General features: G+C 67.6%; 17 protein-coding genes and 1 pseudogene. 10 read left to right on the top strand and 8 right to left on the bottom strand.

The annotated features are described in order from the left end of the window. The first annotated feature begins 92 nt into the window (after positions 1–92). Positions 93–503, top strand: coding sequence for a SufE family protein (locus ACK4IU_RS08610; RefSeq protein ID WP_409733792.1), 411 nt, complete (start codon positions 93–95; stop codon positions 501–503). Here ACK4IU_RS08610 and ACK4IU_RS08605 read toward each other — a convergent pair. The 4 genes from ACK4IU_RS08605 to ACK4IU_RS08590 are packed head-to-tail and all read right to left on the bottom strand — an operon-like array spanning position 490 to position 5,233. Beyond that, positions 490–828, bottom strand: a complete 339-nt coding sequence (locus tag ACK4IU_RS08605) for a DUF427 domain-containing protein (protein ID WP_409733789.1) — start codon at positions 826–828, stop codon at positions 490–492. The genes ACK4IU_RS08610 and ACK4IU_RS08605 overlap by 14 nt on opposite strands. A gap of 16 nt (positions 829–844) precedes the next feature. Continuing rightward, a complete protein-coding gene (locus ACK4IU_RS08600) occupies positions 845–2,644 on the bottom strand; it encodes an aminopeptidase P family protein (protein WP_409733787.1) in 1,800 nt (599 codons plus the stop codon). 25 nt (positions 2,645–2,669) lie between these two features. Next, positions 2,670–4,538 (bottom strand): cobaltochelatase subunit CobT, encoded by a 1,869-nt coding sequence (cobT, locus tag ACK4IU_RS08595; protein WP_409733784.1) that lies wholly within the window; start codon positions 4,536–4,538, stop codon positions 2,670–2,672. Next, positions 4,535–5,233 (bottom strand): aspartate/glutamate racemase family protein, encoded by a 699-nt coding sequence (locus ACK4IU_RS08590; RefSeq protein WP_409733782.1) that lies wholly within the window; start codon positions 5,231–5,233, stop codon positions 4,535–4,537. The genes cobT and ACK4IU_RS08590 overlap by 4 nt, the downstream gene beginning before the upstream one ends. A 164-nt stretch (positions 5,234–5,397) precedes the next feature. On the opposite strand from ACK4IU_RS08590, the gene ACK4IU_RS08585 reads away from it, so the two are divergent. Then, the gene (locus ACK4IU_RS08585) at positions 5,398–5,982 is read left to right on the top strand and encodes an NADPH-dependent FMN reductase (RefSeq protein ID WP_409733780.1); all 585 of its coding nucleotides are present in this window, start codon (positions 5,398–5,400) and stop codon (positions 5,980–5,982) included. Positions 5,983–5,991: 9 nt separating this feature from the next. On the opposite strand, the gene ACK4IU_RS08580 is transcribed toward ACK4IU_RS08585, so the two are convergent. Both ACK4IU_RS08580 and cobS read right to left on the bottom strand, forming a co-directional pair. Continuing rightward, positions 5,992–6,369, bottom strand: coding sequence for a hypothetical protein (locus ACK4IU_RS08580; protein WP_409733778.1), 378 nt, complete (start codon positions 6,367–6,369; stop codon positions 5,992–5,994). A 115-nt stretch (positions 6,370–6,484) separates the two neighbouring features. Beyond that, positions 6,485–7,459, bottom strand: a complete 975-nt coding sequence (gene cobS / locus ACK4IU_RS08575; protein ID WP_409733775.1) for a cobaltochelatase subunit CobS — start codon at positions 7,457–7,459, stop codon at positions 6,485–6,487. 174 nt (positions 7,460–7,633) lie between these two features. Between cobS and ACK4IU_RS08570 the strand changes: the two are divergent. Then, positions 7,634–8,062, top strand: a pseudogene (locus ACK4IU_RS08570) (thiol-disulfide oxidoreductase DCC family protein). Between the two features lie 4 nt (positions 8,063–8,066). Continuing rightward, positions 8,067–9,695, top strand: a complete 1,629-nt coding sequence (locus ACK4IU_RS08565) for a DUF4166 domain-containing protein (RefSeq protein WP_409733773.1) — start codon at positions 8,067–8,069, stop codon at positions 9,693–9,695. Here ACK4IU_RS08565 and ACK4IU_RS08560 read toward each other — a convergent pair. Further along, entirely contained in the window at positions 9,680–10,312 is a 633-nt protein-coding gene (locus tag ACK4IU_RS08560) for a J domain-containing protein (protein WP_409733771.1), read from the bottom strand. The genes ACK4IU_RS08565 and ACK4IU_RS08560 overlap by 16 nt on opposite strands. A 76-nt stretch (positions 10,313–10,388) precedes the next feature. On the opposite strand from ACK4IU_RS08560, the gene ACK4IU_RS08555 reads away from it, so the two are divergent. The 3 genes from ACK4IU_RS08555 (at position 10,389) to ACK4IU_RS08545 (ending at position 12,422) form a co-directional block, all read left to right on the top strand. Continuing rightward, entirely contained in the window at positions 10,389–10,640 is a 252-nt protein-coding gene (locus tag ACK4IU_RS08555) for a BolA family protein (RefSeq protein WP_409733769.1), read from the top strand. Between the two features lie 73 nt (positions 10,641–10,713). Next, entirely contained in the window at positions 10,714–11,916 is a 1,203-nt protein-coding gene (locus ACK4IU_RS08550; protein WP_409733767.1) for a GTP-binding protein, read from the top strand. Beyond that, positions 11,913–12,422, top strand: coding sequence for a DUF6525 family protein (locus ACK4IU_RS08545; RefSeq protein ID WP_409733765.1), 510 nt, complete (start codon positions 11,913–11,915; stop codon positions 12,420–12,422). Before ACK4IU_RS08550 ends, ACK4IU_RS08545 begins: the two co-directional genes overlap by 4 nt. 57 nt (positions 12,423–12,479) lie before the next feature. On the opposite strand, the gene ACK4IU_RS08540 is transcribed toward ACK4IU_RS08545, so the two are convergent. Further along, a complete protein-coding gene (locus ACK4IU_RS08540) occupies positions 12,480–14,624 on the bottom strand; it encodes a malate synthase G (protein ID WP_409733762.1) in 2,145 nt (714 codons plus the stop codon). 202 nt (positions 14,625–14,826) lie between these two features. Between ACK4IU_RS08540 and ACK4IU_RS08535 the strand changes: the two genes are divergently transcribed. The 3 genes from ACK4IU_RS08535 to ACK4IU_RS08525 are packed head-to-tail and all read left to right on the top strand — an operon-like array spanning position 14,827 to position 16,534. Beyond that, entirely contained in the window at positions 14,827–15,168 is a 342-nt protein-coding gene (locus ACK4IU_RS08535) for an ArsR/SmtB family transcription factor (protein WP_149589030.1), read from the top strand. Then, positions 15,165–15,644: an SRPBCC family protein gene (locus ACK4IU_RS08530; protein ID WP_409733760.1), complete on the top strand. Its 480-nt coding sequence runs from the start codon at positions 15,165–15,167 to the stop codon at positions 15,642–15,644. The genes ACK4IU_RS08535 and ACK4IU_RS08530 overlap by 4 nt, the downstream gene beginning before the upstream one ends. Then, positions 15,644–16,534 carry an SRPBCC domain-containing protein gene (locus tag ACK4IU_RS08525; RefSeq protein WP_409733758.1) on the top strand — a complete coding sequence of 297 codons (891 nt, stop codon included), beginning with the start codon at positions 15,644–15,646 and terminating at the stop codon, positions 16,532–16,534. Before ACK4IU_RS08530 ends, ACK4IU_RS08525 begins: the two co-directional genes overlap by 1 nt.

Raw genomic sequence — 16,534 nt, 5'->3', positions numbered from 1 at the left:
GGTAGCCGATGGCACCGCGTTTGAAAAGCGCATCTTGGGCTGGACTGTCCCGGCCCAGCGCCTTACCTGACAGGCAAACACCGGAGCAGATCATGGCGAGCCAAGCCTTCGAAGAGATTGCCGAGACCTTCGACTTCCTCGACGACTGGGAGGACCGCTATCGCCATGTCATCGAACTGGGCAAGGCGATGCCGCCCATGGACGACAGCTTCAAGGTGCCGGCGCTCAAGGTCCAGGGCTGCGCCAGCCAGGTCTGGCTGCGCCCCATCGTCGAAGACGGTCGTTTCGATTTCCAGGGCGACAGCGACGCGATGATCGTCCGCGGCCTGATCGCCATCCTGCACGCGCTCTATTCCGGTCTGTCGGTGGACGAGGTGGCGAAGGTGGACGCCGTGGCCGAGCTTGGCCGGCTGGGGCTGAACGACCACCTGTCCAGCCAGCGGTCGAACGGCCTGCGCGCCATGGTCCAGCGCATCCGCGAGGAAGCCGCTAGCCGCGCGTGACGGTCACGCTGGGGTAGAAGGCCAGATAGCCGGCGATGGCGGCCACGTCGGCCTTGGGGTCCTCATAGGTCCAGACGGCGTTTTCGATCAGACCACCCTCGCCGCGGACCGAATAGTAGTTCGCGCGGCCCTTCCACGGGCAGGTCGTGGTCTTTTCGGTCCTGACCAGCCGCGACATGTCGATGTCCTCGCGCGGGACATAGGTGATTGCGGGGTAACGCCCCTCCTTCAGTTCCAGTGCCGCCCGGCTTTCGCCCAGCCGCAGATCGCCGACCGCAACAGTGACCGGACCGTCGATCGGCGTGATGGCGATGTGGCTTCCCATGGTCTTCTCCCCGGCCTCAGATCGGGGCGCAGGACGCCCTCAGCCAGTCAAGGGTAGCGCCCGAGACCCGCTTGGCCAGCTTTTCAAGCACCTCGGCATGGTAGGCGTCCAGCCAGCGCCGCTCGGCCGGAGACAGGTCCTCGACCAGGATCAGGCGGCGGTCGAAGGGGACGAAGGTCAGCGTCTCGAAGGCCAGCTGCGCCCGGTTGTCGCCAAGGGGCGGGGCTTCCTGCACCACGATCAGGTTCTCCAGCCGGATGCCGAAGGCACCCTCGCGATAGTAGCCCGGTTCGTTCGACAGGATCATGCCGGGTTCCAGCGGCACTTCGGACACGCGGCTGATCCGCTGCGGCCCCTCGTGCACCGACAGGAAGGCGCCGACGCCATGCCCGGTGCCGTGGTCGTAGTCCTGCCCGGCGACCCACAGGTTGAACCGCGCCAGCGCGTCGATGTCGCGTCCTGCCAGACCCCTGGGGAAGCGGACCCGGCTGATCGCGATCAGACCCTGAAGGACGCGGGTATAGCATTCCCGCGCCTCCCGCCCCGGATCGCCGACCGCGACGGTGCGGGTGATGTCGGTCGTCCCGTCCACATATTGCGCCCCCGAATCGACCAGCAGCAGTTCGTCCCGCCCGATCGGGCGGTTCGTCTCCTCGGTCACCCGGTAGTGCATGATCGCTCCGTTCGGGCCCGCGCCGCAGATCGTGTCGAAGCTGATGTCGTGCAGCGCGTTTGTCGCCCGGCGAAAGCCTTCCAGCGCCTCGACCACGGAAATCTCGCTCTGGTCGCCGCGGGGCAGGGCCTCGTCCAGCCAGTGCAGGAACTCCACCATCGCCGCCCCGTCGCGCAGATGCGCCTCCCGCGTCGCCGCGATCTCGGCCGCGTTCTTGCAGGCCTTGGGCAGGCGGCAGGGATCGTCGGCCCAGGCCACCTCGATGCCTGCGCGCTTCAGGATGTCCGACACCGCAAGCGGCGCGGTCACCTTGTCCACGCGCACCGGCCCTGCAAGACCCGTCAGCGCCGGTGCGAACCCGTCCGACGGATGCACCCGGACTTCAGCGCCCAGATGCGCGCGCACCGCGTCATCCAGCTTGGCCGGATCGACGAACAGATCGACTGAGCCGTCATCGCAAAGCAGCGCAAAGCCGTGCAGCACCGGGTTCCTCGGAACGTCGGCCCCCCGGAGGTTCAGAAGCCAGCAGAGCGAATCCGGCAAGGTCACCACCGCCGCCCGCTGGCCGGCTGTCCGCAGCCCCGCCGCCAGCCGCGCCCGCTTGTCGGCATGGCTCTCTCCGGCCAGGTCCAGCGGATGCACGAAGGCCTTGCCGCAGGGCGGAGCGGGCTGGTCACGCCAGATGGCATCAACCGGGTTTTCGCTTACAGGTGAAGGCTCTATGCCCGTTCCCTCGAGTGCCGCCTCAAGTCTCCCGATTTCGTCGGCCGTGTGCAGCCAGGGGTCATAGCCCAGCCGCCCGCTGTCCAGCCGCTCCTTCACCCAGTCTCCGGGCTTCACCTCCGGCCAGGGCACCGGCGTGAAGCTGCCCAGGTCCACTTGCGCCTTGACCTGCGTGCGGTAGCGTCCGTCGATGAAGACCCCGGCGACATCCGGCAGCACGATGCAGAACCCGGCCGATCCGGTGAACCCGGTCAGCCATTGCAACCTTTCGTCGTGTGGGGCGACGTATTCGCCCTGATGCACGTCCGCTCGCGGCACGATGAATCCGGCCAGGCCCAGGGTCCCCAGCTTCGCCCGCAAGGCGGCCAGCCGCGGTGGTCCCTGGTCGGGCGAGGCATGGCTGTCGAAGGTCTGGAACATCAGGTCAGGCTTTCCGTCAAAGGGCTCAACCGGCCCGCCGCATTCCAAGCGCGCGCGCCCGCTTCTTGGGGTCCACCTCGAACAGCGCGGCCAGCTGCTCGGTCATCGCGCCCGCCAGCTGCTCGACATCGGTGATCGTCACCGCCCGCTGGTAATAGCGCGTCACGTCGTGGCCGATGCCGATGGCGATCAGCTCCACCGCCCGCCGCTTTTCCACCATCGCGATCACGTCGCGGAGGTGTTTCTCCAGATAATTCGCGGGGTTGGCGGCCAGGGTCGAATCGTCCACCGGCGCCCCGTCGCTGATGACCATCATGATCTTGCGGGCCTCGGGGCGCGCCATGATACGCCGATGCGCCCATTCCAGCGCCTCGCCGTCGATGTTCTCTTTCAGGAGGCCCTCCTTCATCATCAGACCCAGGTTCGGCCGCACCCGCCGCCAGGGCGCATCGGCCGACTTGTAGATGATGTGGCGCAGGTCGTTCAGCCTCCCCGGCATCTGCGGCCGGCCCTGGGCCAGCCAGCGTTCGCGGCTTTGCCCGCCCTTCCAGGCCCGGGTGGTGAAGCCCAGGATTTCGACCTTCACGTTGCAGCGTTCCAGCGTCCGCGCCAGCACGTCCGCACAGATCGCCGCGATGGAAATCGGCCGCCCGCGCATCGACCCCGAATTGTCCAGCAGCAGCGTCACCACCGTGTCACGGAACTCGGTGTCCTTCTCCCACTTGAAGGACAGGGGTGTCGTCGGGTTGGCCACCACCCGCGCGAGCCGCCCGGCGTCGAGTATCCCCTCCTCCTTGTCGAATTCCCAGCTGCGGTTCTGCTGCGCCTGAAGCCGGCGCTGCAACTTGTTCGCAAGTCGGCTGACCGCGCCCTTCAGAGGTTCCAGCTGCTGGTCCAGATAGGCGCGCAGCCGTTCCAGCTCGGCCGGTTCGGCAAGATCCTCAGCCTTGATTTCTTCATCAAAATCAGTGGTATAGACGGTATAGTTCGGATCCGCATCCGAATGCGGCGCGGGGGGCGGAGGCTCCAGCGGCGCCTCGCCCTCGGGCAATTCCGCCTCGTCGCCCTGCTCCATGTCGGCGCTGTCTTCCATGGTGACCTGCGCCTGGGACTGATCCTGCTGCTCGTCCTGGCTGCGTTCGGGCGAGGCCTCGGAGTCCTCGGATTCCTCCTGTTCTTCGCCGGCGGAGTCGGGGGCATCCTGATCTTCCTCGGCCTGGTCGTCGCCCGTGTCCTCGGGCGCGTCAGGGTCGTCGCCCAGCTGGTCGCCATAGCCGAGTTCGGCGATCACCTTCCGGGCCAGCCGCGCAAAGGCCGCCTGATCGTTCAGCACATGGTCGAGGTTCGACAGCGTCTCCCCCGCCTGTTCCTCAACGAAACCACGCCAGAGGTCGGCGGCATGTTCCGCCGACTTTGGCAAGGCGCGGCCCGTCGCCATCTGCCGCACCAGATATCCGGCCGCCACCGGCAGAGGCACCTCGCTCGCCTGCGTCACCTGGCCATAGCCCTTGCGGTCCGCCTCGTGCGCGATCTTCGCGTCGATGTTGCCGGCCGTCCCCGGCATGTCGCCCGCGCCCACCGCCTCGCAGCGGGCATTCTCCATCGCTTCGTAGATGTCGCGCGCCAACGGCCCGGTCGGGGCATATTTTGCCGCGACACCCTCATCATGATACTTGCGCCGCAGCGCAAAGGAATCCGCCGTCCCACGCGCGAGCAGGACCTCGTCCCGGGTCATCCGGCGCGAAACCTGGGGCAGGCGGACGCCTTCCCTGTTCATCCCCGCCGGGTCCACGGAATAGGTGACCGTCATCTCCGGGTCATCCGCCATGGTGCGGGTGGCCTCGGCGAGGGCCTTCTTGAACGGGTCGGCGGGGTTGTCGCTGGGCTTGTTCATGGCCGCGATCCTAGTGCGTCCAGCGAGGCACTGCCAGATGCCAGATCGGCCAGAAGCGCCACATGCACGTCCAGCGCATCGATCACCCGGTATGGGGTAATCTGCCCGTCAAAGGCCAGGTTCAGGTCGGTCCCGGCCAGGACCACGGCCTCGGCGCCCTGATCGGCCAGCCTTTGCCCGGCATCCAGGAACCGCGCCCGCGTAGCAGGGTCGCAAGTGCCGGCCACCGCCATCTCCTGGTAAAGCTGGCCCAGGCTTTCGATCTCGTCGTCCAGCGCCAGGGCACGGGTCTGGCGCAACTGCCCATAAAGCCGCGTGCGCATCACGACGCGCGTCCCGAGAAGCCCGACCGTTCCGATCCCCTCCGCCGCAAAGAAGGCATCCAGCGGCTCGACCGCCGAGACCAGCGGCAGGGCAGATCGCGCCCTGGTTTCGTCAAGGCAGAAATGCCCGCCCAGCGAGGTGATCGCCGCGCAGTCTGCACCGGCGGCCTTCAACCGGTCGATCAGCCGGGCATAGATTTCGGCCTGCTCCGCGCGCCGGTCGGCCAGATTGTTCGCGATCAATTCGTGGATATCGGCCTGCACGATGGTCAGGTCAAGCCGCGCAGCGCGTCGGGCCATGGCCGCGCAAAGCCGCTGATAGTAGACCACCGTCGCTGCCGGGCCGATGCCGCCGATCAGGCCGATGTGCATGGGATTTCTCCTTTGGACAAGCTACTAGAACACCCCTCGCCGCCGGCTGCAAGCCGCCGTCGTGCGCTCTTGCACAGAACCGGCGCGTCCTTGAGGAGTTGGCTTCCCGACCCCGCCCGCCAGATACAGGGGGTACCCGCAGACCAACCCTCAAGGAAGTTGCCATGGCCAATCCCAAGATCGCGATCATCGTCTCCTCGACCCGTCCGACCCGCTTTGCCGATGTCCCCACCGCCTGGATCAAGGCCCAGGCCGAAGCGCGCGGCGACATGGATGTCGAGGTCGTGGACCTGCGCGACCATCCGCTGCCCTTCTTCGACGAGGTCGCCTCGAACGCCTGGGTGCCCAGCCAGAACCCGGTCGCCCAGAAGTGGCAGAAGAAGGTGGGTGAGTTCGACGGCTACATCTTCGTCGTCGCCGAATACAACCGCTCGATCACCGGCGCGCTCAAGAACGCGCTGGACCAGGCCTATGTCGAATGGGCCCGCAAGCCGTTCGGTGCCATCGGCTATGGCTCGATGGGGGCGGCGAACGCACTGGGCCACCTGCAGAACATCGGCGTCGAGCTTCAGATGGTCCCCACCCGCAACAACGTCCGCATCGGCGGCTCGGATTTCTTCAAGGTCCACTCCGGCTTTGGCGGTTCGGGCAACCTCGGCGACATCGAGGGCGCGATTGCCCCGGCGGCCAAGGCCATGCTCGACGACGTGGTCTGGTGGGCCAACGCCACCAAGGCCGCCCGGGGCTGAGCCTGCCGGCTAGCTGAGAATCATCGCCTGACAATGCGCGGCCAGGGCTTCGGCTCTGGCCGCTGCCGTTTGCGAAAGGCGCCGGTCCGCCGCGAACCGGACCTGGGCCAGAAGCGTACGCTGTGCCACCTTGGCGTCGATCCGCCAGGCCATGACCTGGGTGGAGGCGCCCTCGGGCATCGAGGCCTCGATCACGGCGACCACGGCATGCAGTTCGGCCTGCGTCCGCTCAGACGCCGGCCCGTCGAACATCCACTGATCTTCCATGACCGCCGAAAGGCGCCCCGCGCAGACCGCGAAGTCTCGCAACAGCGGACCTGCTGCCCCGGGCACGCTTGTCGCCCCGAGCGCAAGGACGGCCAGAAAAATTTCCAAACCGCGCGCCATTTCGGCATGAGGCCCGCAGAATCAAGCGCCTTCAAGGCGGAATGAAAACCTTCTGCCGTCCGCAAAGGAAAGGGGCCGCCCCGAAGGACGGCCCCGCGGCCCGGACGCGCCGGGTTTACTTCATCGCCATCGAGGCCGCGCTTTCCGGCAGTTCCTCGGCAAAGCAGCGCTGGTAGAACTCGGCCACGGTCTGCCGCTCCAGTTCGTCGCACTTGTTCAGGAAGGTCAGCCGGAAGGCATAGCCAACGTTGCGGAAGATCTCGGCGTTCTGCGCCCAGTTCAGCACCGTCCGGGGGCTCATCACGGTGGACAGGTCCCCGTTCATGAAGGCCGTCCGGGTCAGGTCCGCGACCGTCACCATCTGGCTGATCGTCTTGCGGCCCTTCTCGGTGTTGTAATGCGGGTTCTTCGCGAGCACGATCGCGGTTTCCGCGTCATGGCTCAGGTAGTTCAGCGTCGCCACGAGCGACCAGCGGTCCATCTGCGCCTGGTTGATCTGCTGGACCCCATGGTAAAGGCCAGTGGTGTCGCCCAGACCCACCGTGTTCGACGTGGCGAACAGCCGGAAATAGGGGTTGGGAGTAATGATCTCGTTCTGGTCCAGAAGCGTCAGCTTGCCGTCATGCTCCAGCACGCGCTGGATCACGAACATCACGTCCGGCCGGCCCGCGTCGTACTCGTCGAAGACGATGGCCACCGGGTTGCGCAGCGCCCAGGGCAGGATGCCCTCGTGGAACTCGGTCACCTGCTTGCCGTCGCGCAGCTTGATCGCGTCCTTGCCGATCAGGTCGATCCGGCTGATGTGGCTGTCGAGGTTCACGCGCACGCAAGGCCAGTTCAGCCGCGCCGCCACCTGCTCGATATGGGTCGATTTCCCGGTGCCGTGATAGCCCTGGATCATCACTCGGCGGTTATAGGCAAACCCGGCCAGGATCGCGAGCGTGGTGTCCGGGTCGAACTTGTAGGTCGGGTCGATCTCGGGCACGCGGTCGGTGCGCTCGGCGAAACCCTTCACACGCATGTCGGTGTCGATCCCGAACACCTCGCGGACCGAGATTTCCTCGGTCGGTTTCATCACCTGATCCAGCATCGAAAGCGCCCTTGACTGTCGCACGGCGCCCCATTGCACCGGCCCTGCATCCTTGGAACATATCGCGGAGGGGTTCAAGGGGAAGGGAGCCGCCGCCGCCGTCGCGCGCCGCAATGCGCCTGCCGCGGCGAGGTGACACGGCGCGACGGCCGTGCGGCGCGCTAGGATTGCGGCATGGACAGGATGGATCGGCCCCGCGTGCCAGCCCCGCCCGGCAAGGACGTGATCGTCTTCGACGGGACCTGCGTCTATTGTTCGGGCTTCGCGCGGCTGATGGCGCGGTTCGACCACGCCGACCGCTTCCGCTTCGTCACTGCCCATTCGCCGCTTGGGCAGTGACTGTACGGCGCGTATGGTCTTGATCCTGTCGCGATGGAGACGAACATCGTCATTCTTGATGGACGGCCCCACGTGAAGATGGCGGCCTTCGCGGCGGCCATGGGTGCACTTGGCTGGCCATGGCGGGCGGCGGCGGTGCTGGGCTGCCTGCCAAAGCGCCTGTCCGATCCGCTTTACGACTGGATCGCACGCAACCGGTATCGCTTCGGGCGGCAGGCCTGTGTCCTGCCGAGTGCGGCCTTGCGGGCGCGGCTGATTGAGTAACCGGGTGATCGTGATCGGCGGCACCGGCGTGTTCGGCGCCCGCCTCTCTGCTGCCCTGGCCCAGGATCCCGGGATCGACCTGGTCATCGCCGGGCGCAAAGCGCGCCAGACCGCCGCCTTCGCCGCCCGGATCGGCGCGCGGGCCCTGGTGCTTGACAGGGGCGCGCCCGACCTTGCGGCGCGCCTTGCCACCGAGGCGCCCTTTGCAGTGATCGACGCCGCTGGCCCGTTCCAGCCCGATGCCGGCAAGGGCCATCCAGTCGCCCCGGCGGCCCTTGCGGCGGGGGCGCATTACCTGGACCTGTCCGACGACGCGACCTTCACCGCCGGGATCGCGGCTCTCGACGACGAGGCACGAGGCAGGGGCCTCGTCTGCCTCTCGGGCGCCTCATCCGTCCCCGCCCTGTCGGCGGCGGCGGTGCGTCGCCTCGGGCAGGGGCTGACCGACATCAACCTGATCGACAGCATGATCCTGCCGGGCAACCGGGCGCCGCGCGGATTGTCGGTGATCCAGGCGATCCTGGCGCAGGCCGGGCAGCCCCTGGCCGAATGGCGCGGCGGCATGGCCAGTCCGACCCGCGGCTGGGGGCGGCTGGCCAGGGTCGATCTCGGCTTCGGCCGCCGCTGGTCGAGCCCGATCGGCGCGCCCGACCTGACGCTGTTCCCGCAGACCTTCCGCGCCCGGTCGGTCCGCTTCTCGGCGGGGCTGGAACTGTCGGCTCTGCACCTCGGCCTCTGGGCCCTGGCGCTGCCGGTCCGCGCCGGGCTGGTGCGCAGCCTTGTCCCGCTCGCCCGCCCCCTGCGCTGGATGGCCGACCGCCTGCGCCCCTTCGGCACCGACCGGGGCGGGATGCGGGTGCGCGTCGTGGGCCAGACCCCGGACGGCCGGATGGAGCAACGCGACTGGACCCTTGTCGCCGGTTCGGGCGACGGCCCCGAGGTGCCGGCGATCCCCGCCCGAGCGCTGCTGGCCGCGCTGATCCGGGGCGACGTGACCCCCGGCGCCCGGCCCTGCATCGCAGACCTCGACCTTGCGCTGGCCGAGGCGGAAATGGCCCGGCATGACATCACGACATCGGTGGAGACCTCGGAGTTCACCCCCGTCTTTGCCCAGGCACTCGGAGCGGACTGGGCCGCCCTGCCGCCCGCCTTGCAGGACCTGCACCGTCTGGCCGACCGCCGCCACTGGTCGGGTCGCGCCCGGATCACCCGGGGCACGGGCCGCCTTGCCCGACTGACCGCCTGGGCGATGCGCTTTCCGGCCGCGGCCGCGGATGTGCCGGTCACCGTCACCCTGGACCGCCACGCCGGCCACGAGGTCTGGACCCGGAATTTCGCCGGACAGCGGTTCCGCTCGCGCCTGCGGCCCGTCGAAGGTGGCATGATCGAACGCTTCGGCCCGCTGTCCTTCCTGATCGACCTCACGGTCCGCGACGACCGGCTCTGCTATCCGGTCACCAGGGGCTGGTGCCTCGGCCTGCCGCTGCCCCACGCGCTGTTGCCGGTCAGCGACACGGTCGAGGCCGTGGACGCCCTAGGCAGGGCCACTTTCGACGTGGCGCTGTCGCATCCGCTGACCGGCCCGATCATCCGCTACCGCGGCTGGCCCACCGACGCTCAATCGCGGAAATAGCGGCTGTCCTTCAGCTGGTCCCAGGCCCAGACCACCTCTTGCAGCTGCTCCTCGTGGCTGCGGTCCCCGCCGTTCATGTCGGGATGCAGGACCTTGATCAGCCCCTTGTAGACCTTGCGGATCTCGGCCTTCGACATGGTGTCGCGCGCGTCGAGGATCTCGATGGCCTTGCGCTCGGTCGGCGGCAGCTTGCGCGTCGCGGTCGCCTGCACGCGCCCCGGGTTCTGCGTCGCCTTCTCGCCCAGAAGCGACATCGGGTCGTTCACCCCCAGCCGCGCCCATGCATTGCCGTCGCCCTGCCGGCTGAAGGGCCTGGTCTCGCGCTCCCAGACCCGGCCCTTGTCGAGGAACTTCTGGAACTCCTCGTCGGTGGTGCCCTGGAAGAAGTTCCACTTCAGATTGTATTCGCGGATATGGTCCTTGCAGAACCAGAAATAGGAGTCCAGCTGGTCCGGCGATTTCGGCGCCCGGTAGGCGCCGCGCTCCTTGCAGTCCGGATAGTCGCAGGGCCGGTCCGCCGTCTCGAACGCCCCCGACATGCCCCGCCGCCCGGTCGTCTTGCGCTTCTTCGCCGCTGCGGCGCTGATGTTGAACTCGAAGGGCGGACGACTGGACATGCTTCGGGGGCCTTTCCGACTCGGGCGCCCAAGTCTAAGGCTTTTCCCGGAAGTTGGAAGGGCAGGGGGCGCTGACATGGCCGTGAAAGACGAAATCGAGGAGCGCCTGACCGCCGCCTTCCACCCCTCGGTGCTGACCGTGGTCAACGAAAGCCACCGCCACGCCGGCCATGCCGGGGACGACGGCACGGGCGAAAGCCATTTCCACATCACCATCCGCGCCGAGGCGCTTGCCGCGATGTCCCGCCTCGCGCGCCATCGCGCGGTGCAGAAGGCGCTCGGGGACCTGACCTCGCGCATCCACGCCATCGCCCTCGATATCGGCTAGCCACATCGGAGACGGCGCTTGCCGCCGAACCGCGTCCCGTGTAGGTTATACTATAACATAACATGAGGCTGACATGACCGACTCCCGCCTGCCCGTCACCGTCCTCTCCGGCTTTCTCGGCGCCGGAAAGACCACGCTTCTGAACCACATCCTGAACAACCGCGATGGCCGCCGAGTCGCGGTGATCGTCAACGACATGTCCGAGGTGAACATCGACGCCGACCTCATCCGGGAGGGGGCCGAGCTGTCTCGCGCCGAGGAAAGGCTTGTCGAGATGACGAACGGCTGCATCTGCTGCACGCTCCGTGACGATCTTCTGACCGAGGTCCGCCGTCTGGCCGCCGAAGGCCGCTTCGATTACCTGCTGATCGAATCGACCGGAATCGCCGAACCCTTGCCCGTTGCCGCGACCTTCGATTTCCGCGACGCGGCCGGGCAAAGCCTTTCGGATGTCGCGCGCCTCGACACCATGGTCACGGTCGTGGATGCGATCAACCTCCTGAACGACTTCTCCAGCCATGATTTCCTTGCCGACCGGGGGGAAAGTCTTGGCGCAGGCGACGGAAGGACACTGGTCAACCTGCTGACCGACCAGATCGAATTCGCCAATGTGGTGATCCTGAACAAGGTGCGGGACGCGGGCCCCGACCGCGCCCGTGCCGCCCGCAGGATCATCAAGGCCCTGAACCCCGATGCCCGCCTGATCGAGACCGACCACGCCCGCGTCGATCCGGCAGCGATCCTCGACACCGGCCTGTTCGATTTCGACCGCGCCGCCGAACATCCGCTCTGGGCCAGGGAACTGTACGGTTTCGCCAGCCATACGCCCGAAACCGAAGAATACGGGATCGCCTCTTTCGTCTATCGCGCCCGCGCTCCCTTCCACCCGGGCCGTATCCATGCGGTCCTGAACGGCGATCTTCCAGGCGTGATCCGCGCCAAGGGGCATTTCTGGCTGGCCACAAGGCCGGACTGGGTGGCCGAGTTTTCCCTCGCAGGCGCGGTGTCCTCGGTCACGCCGCTTGGCATCTGGTGGGCCTCCGTCCCGCGCGAGCGGTGGCCGGCGCATCCGGAGGCGTTGAAGGAGGTGCTGTCGAAATGGCAGGAGCCCTGGGGCGACCGGCGGCAGGAGATCGTGTTCATCGGTGCCGGGCTTGACGAGGCCGCCTTGCGGGCCCGGCTGGACGCCGCCCTCGTCCCCGCCCGCGCCTTCACCCCCGAAGCGTGGACGGGTCTTTCCGATCCCTTTCCCACCTGGCAGCGCCGCGCGGCATGAACGGGAATCTCGCCTCGCCCCGCGCGCGGTGGCACAAGGCAGATCCGATGGCCGCATACGACCGGCTTCCCGCGGAACTGCGGCGCTGGCTGGCCCAGGCCGCGCTTCCCTGGAGCGCGGCCTCGGCGCTGCGGCTCTGGCACCGCGCCCTGCGCGAGACCGGCTGTCCGCGACAGGCCCTTGTCCGGCTGACCCGTGCCGAGGCAAGGAGCCTCGCGCGGGATCGGGTCACGGTCTGGGGGCCGGCCTATCCGACCGGCGACCTGTCGGACCCTGTCCTTTGCCTGTCGCCTTCCGCACTGGCCAAGGGCCCTGCGCCCGTCAGGCGCCCGCCGCCCTGTCTTGCCCTTTTCGCAAATACTCTCGGGGGGTCCGGGGGGCGAAGCGCCCCCGGGGCGGCCGAGGAGGAGGCGAAGGCCGACGACGAGACGAAAGGACTTCGCGCGTCAGCGCCCATTCTGAAAACCGCCCCAACCCGCCCGAAGCGCAGGTTAAGAAACTCCTAACGTCCGCGGCCAAGCCTTTGACTTCAAAGGATCATCAGCGATTGTCCACCGTGGACACTACCCCGCCTTCACCCGCAGCCGCCAGGCGTGGAGCAGGGGTTCTGTATAGCCCGAAGGCTGCTCCCGCCCCTTGAAGACAAGGTCGCAGGCCGCCTGGAAGGCCGCGCCCTGGAAGGCCGGGGCCATTGGCCGGTAAAGCGGATCGCCCGCGTTCTGCCGGTCCACCACGGCGGCCATCTTCTTCATCGCCTCCATCACCTCGGCCTCGGTGACGACGCCATGATGCAGCCAGTTCGCGATGTGCTGGGCCGAGATCCGGCAGGTCGCGCGGTCCTCCATCAGCCCCACGTCGTTGATGTCGGGCACCTTGGAACAGCCCACCCCCTGGTCGATCCAGCGCACCACATAGCCCAGGATGCCTTGCGCGTTGTTCTCGACCTCGCGCATCACCTGGTCGCGGTTCCATGCCCGGAAACTGGCCAGCGGGATGTCCAGGATCCCGTCCACATGCGCCCGCCGTCCCCCCTTCGCCAGCCGCGCCTGCACCGCGAAGACATCCACCTTGTGGTAGTGGAGCGCGTGCAGCGTTGCTGCGGTGGGCGACGGCACCCAGGCCGTGTTCGCCCCGGCGCGGGGGTGCGCGATCTTCTCGTCCAGCATCGCCGCCATCAGGTCCGGCATCGCCCACATCCCCTTGCCGATCTGCGCCCGCCCCGACAGCCCGCATTCCAGGCCAATATCGACGTTCAGGTTCTCGTAGGCCGTGATCCAGGACTTCCGCTTGATGAAGTCCTTCCGGCTGAAGGGCCCGGCTTCCATCGAGGTATGGATCTCGTCCCCTGTCCGGTCGAGGAAGCCGGTATTGATGAAGGCAACCCGTCCCTTCGCGGCTCGGATGCATTCCTTGAGGTTGACCGAGGTCCGCCGTTCCTCGTCCATGATCCCAAGCTTCACCGTGTTGCGGGCAAGGCCCAGGATGTCCTCGACCCGCGCCATCACCGCGTCGGCGAAGGCCACTTCCTCGGGCCCGTGCATCTTGGGCTTCACCACATAGACCGAGCCCATCACCGAGTTGCGCATGCCTTCCGTCTTCTTCAGGTCATGCAGCGCGATGGCCACCGTCACCATCGCGTCCATCAGGCCCTCGGGGACCTCCGAGCCATCCGGCAACAGGATCGCCGGGTTAGTCATCAGGTGGCCGACATTGCGCACCCACATCAGCGCGCGGCCCTTCAGGGTGAAGGGTGAGCCGTTCGGGTCCAGATACTCCCGATCCGCCGCCAGCCGCCGCTCGACCTGACGGCCGCCCTTCTTGAAGACCTCGGCCAGCGTCCCCTGCATCAGCCCCAGCCAGTTGCGATAGGCCCCGACCTTGTCCTCGGCGTCCACGCAGGCGACGGAATCCTCGCAGTCCATGATCGCGGTCAGCGCGCTTTCCAGCTGCACGTCGGCCAGAAGCGCCTGGTCGCGCGAGCCGATGAAATGCGCCCGGTCGAAGACCAGCTCGACATGCAACCCGTTGTTCCGGAGCAGGACCGAATCCGGAGCCTTCGGGCTCCCCCGATAGCCCGCGAACTTATCCGGCTGCACCAGGGGCAGATCATCGACCAGAAGCTGTCCGTCCTTCACCATATAGCGCCGGACATCTGCATGGCTGGTTCCGGCGATGGGGAAGGCCTCGTCCAGGAAGACGCGGGCCCGGGCGATTACCCGAGCGCCCCGGCCGCGCTCATACCCGCCAGACGGCGGCAGCGAGCCCATCGCGTCGGTGCCGTAGAGGCAGTCGTAGAGGCTTCCCCAGCGGGCATTGGCCGCGTTCAGCGCATAGCGGGCATTGGTGATCGGCACCACCAATTGCGGACCCGGGATGCGGGCAATCTCGGGGTCCACGTTCGTGGTCTCGATCGTGAAGGCAGGGCCTTCGGGCAGAAGATAGCCTATCTCGGCGAGGAAGGCCTTGTAGGCAGCGTGGTCATGCGGCTGGCCGCGCCGCGCGACGTGCCAGGCGTCGATCCTGGCCTGCAACTCCTCCCGCCGGGCGAGAAGCGCCCGGTTCCGCGGCGCGAAGTCGGCCAGCAGGCCTGCAAAGCCCTGCCAGAAGGCGCCCGCCTCGATCCCCGTGCCCGGAAGCGCCTCATCCTCGACAAAGCGGGCCAGCACCGCATCGACCTGAAGTCCCGCCCGGTCCAGACGTTCGGTCATCGCTTGTCCTCCTTGGGGGCCAGGGGTCGCCTTGTATGCTGTAGCACACAATAGGCGAGGGTGCGTGTCCGGGCAAAGGAAAGCGGGGCGGGAATTTCAAGCAGGGCCGAAAATCACCTGTCGGGAAATCCTGAAGGCAAAACTTAGCCGGTTTGCTAAGTTTCTGCTTGTGCGACTCGATGAGGTCAGATTGGTTAGCGATATGGCTAAGCATGATCCCCAACTCGACCTCCTGTTCCACGCGCTGGCGGACCCGACGCGGCGCATGATGCTCAACCGGCTGGCCAGGGGGCCCGCGCCGGTGACGGAGCTGGCCGAACCCACGGGGTTCAAGCTGCCGACGATCCTGCGGCATCTGGCGGTGCTGGAGGCAGCGGGGCTGGTCGCCACCCAGAAGGACGGCCGCGTGCGCTCCTGCGCCTTCCAGCCCGCGGCCCTGCGCCCGATGGCCGAGTGGATGGAAGAGCAGCGCAGGCTCTGGGAAGGGCGGCTGGACCGGCTTGACGACTATGTCACCAGACTGATGAAGGAACGCGAGACATGACCACGATCCCGGACCTGGACCCGGCAACCGACCTCAGCTTCACCCGGACGCTTTCCGTGCCCCGTGCGCTGGTCTGGGAATGCTGGACCGAACCGAGGCACATCCCGCATTTCTTCGTGCCGAAGCCGCATCGGGTCACGGCCTGCGACATCGACCTGCGCGTGGGCGGCCGGTTCAACACCACCTTCGACGTCGAGGGCAACGTGATGGAGAACAAGGGCGTCTACCTGGAGGTCGTGCCGCAGGAAAGGCTCGTGTTCACGGATGCTTACAGCGAAGGCTGGAAGCCCGCGCCCGACCCCTTCATGACCGCGCTACTGATCCTGTCCGACGCGCCGGCCGGGGGCACGACCTATACGGCCATCGCCCGGCACCGGAACCCCGACACCCGCAAGGCGCACGAGGACATGGGCTTCTTCGACGGCTGGGGCACGGTGGTCACCCAGCTGGAGGACTATGCGCGGGGTCTCCTGTAATGAGCCTGGATCGCGATTCCGACCGCTTTGCCACCCTGACCTTCGACCGCAAGGTCGCGGCCCCGGTCGAGACGCTTTTTGCCGCCTGGACCTCGCCGGCCGCGCGCGCCGTCTGGGCCTCGCCCGCGCCTTCGGTGACGGTGGAGTTCCTGGAAGCCGACGCCCGCGTGGGCGGCCGCGAGGTCTCGCTCTGCAAGGTCGCGGGCGAGCCGGACCTCCGGGTCGACGCCGGCTGGCTGGACATTGTGACCGAGACGCGGACCGTGGGCTACGAGGTCGTCTCGCGCGACGGGGTCAGGCTATCGGCGGCGCTGGTGACGGCCAATTTCCATGCCGAAGGCGCGGAGAGCCGGATCATCGTCACGGTCCAGCTTTCGTCGCTGGCCGAGGACATGGCCGCAGGCTACCGTCAGGGCTTTGCCGCCGGGTTGGCGAACCTTGTGGGCGTGGCCGAGCGGACGATGATCCTTCAGCGCGTCATCAAGGCCCCGGTCCCGGTGGTCTGGGGCGCCTGGTGGAACCCGGACTCCTTGCCGAAGTGGTGGGGGCCGGAGGGGTTTTCGTGCCGCACGGCCCGCATCGACCAGCGTGCCGGGGGTGAATGGGTGTTCGACATGATCGGCCCGGACGGGACGGTCTGGCCGAACCACCACAAGTATGGCGCGGTCATCCCCGGGGCGAGGCTCGACTACACGCTGCACTGGGGCGAGAACGGGCCGAAGCATGCCGATGCCTGGGCGATGTTCGAGGATCTGGACGGCCAGACGCGCATCACGCTGGGCATGGTCTTTGCCACCGCGCAGGAATTCCAGGAGGCAAGGAGCTTCGGCGCGGTCGAACTGGGCAAGCAGACCCTGTGCAAGCTGGCGCGGATCATCGGGGCAGACTAG

The organism is Tabrizicola flagellatus, assembly GCF_046295235.1.
Taxonomy (GTDB): Bacteria; Pseudomonadota; Alphaproteobacteria; order Rhodobacterales; family Rhodobacteraceae; genus Tabrizicola; species Tabrizicola flagellata_A.
Note: the sequence above shows the minus strand (reverse complement) of the source record. Positions and strands in the feature narration are given on the sequence as shown.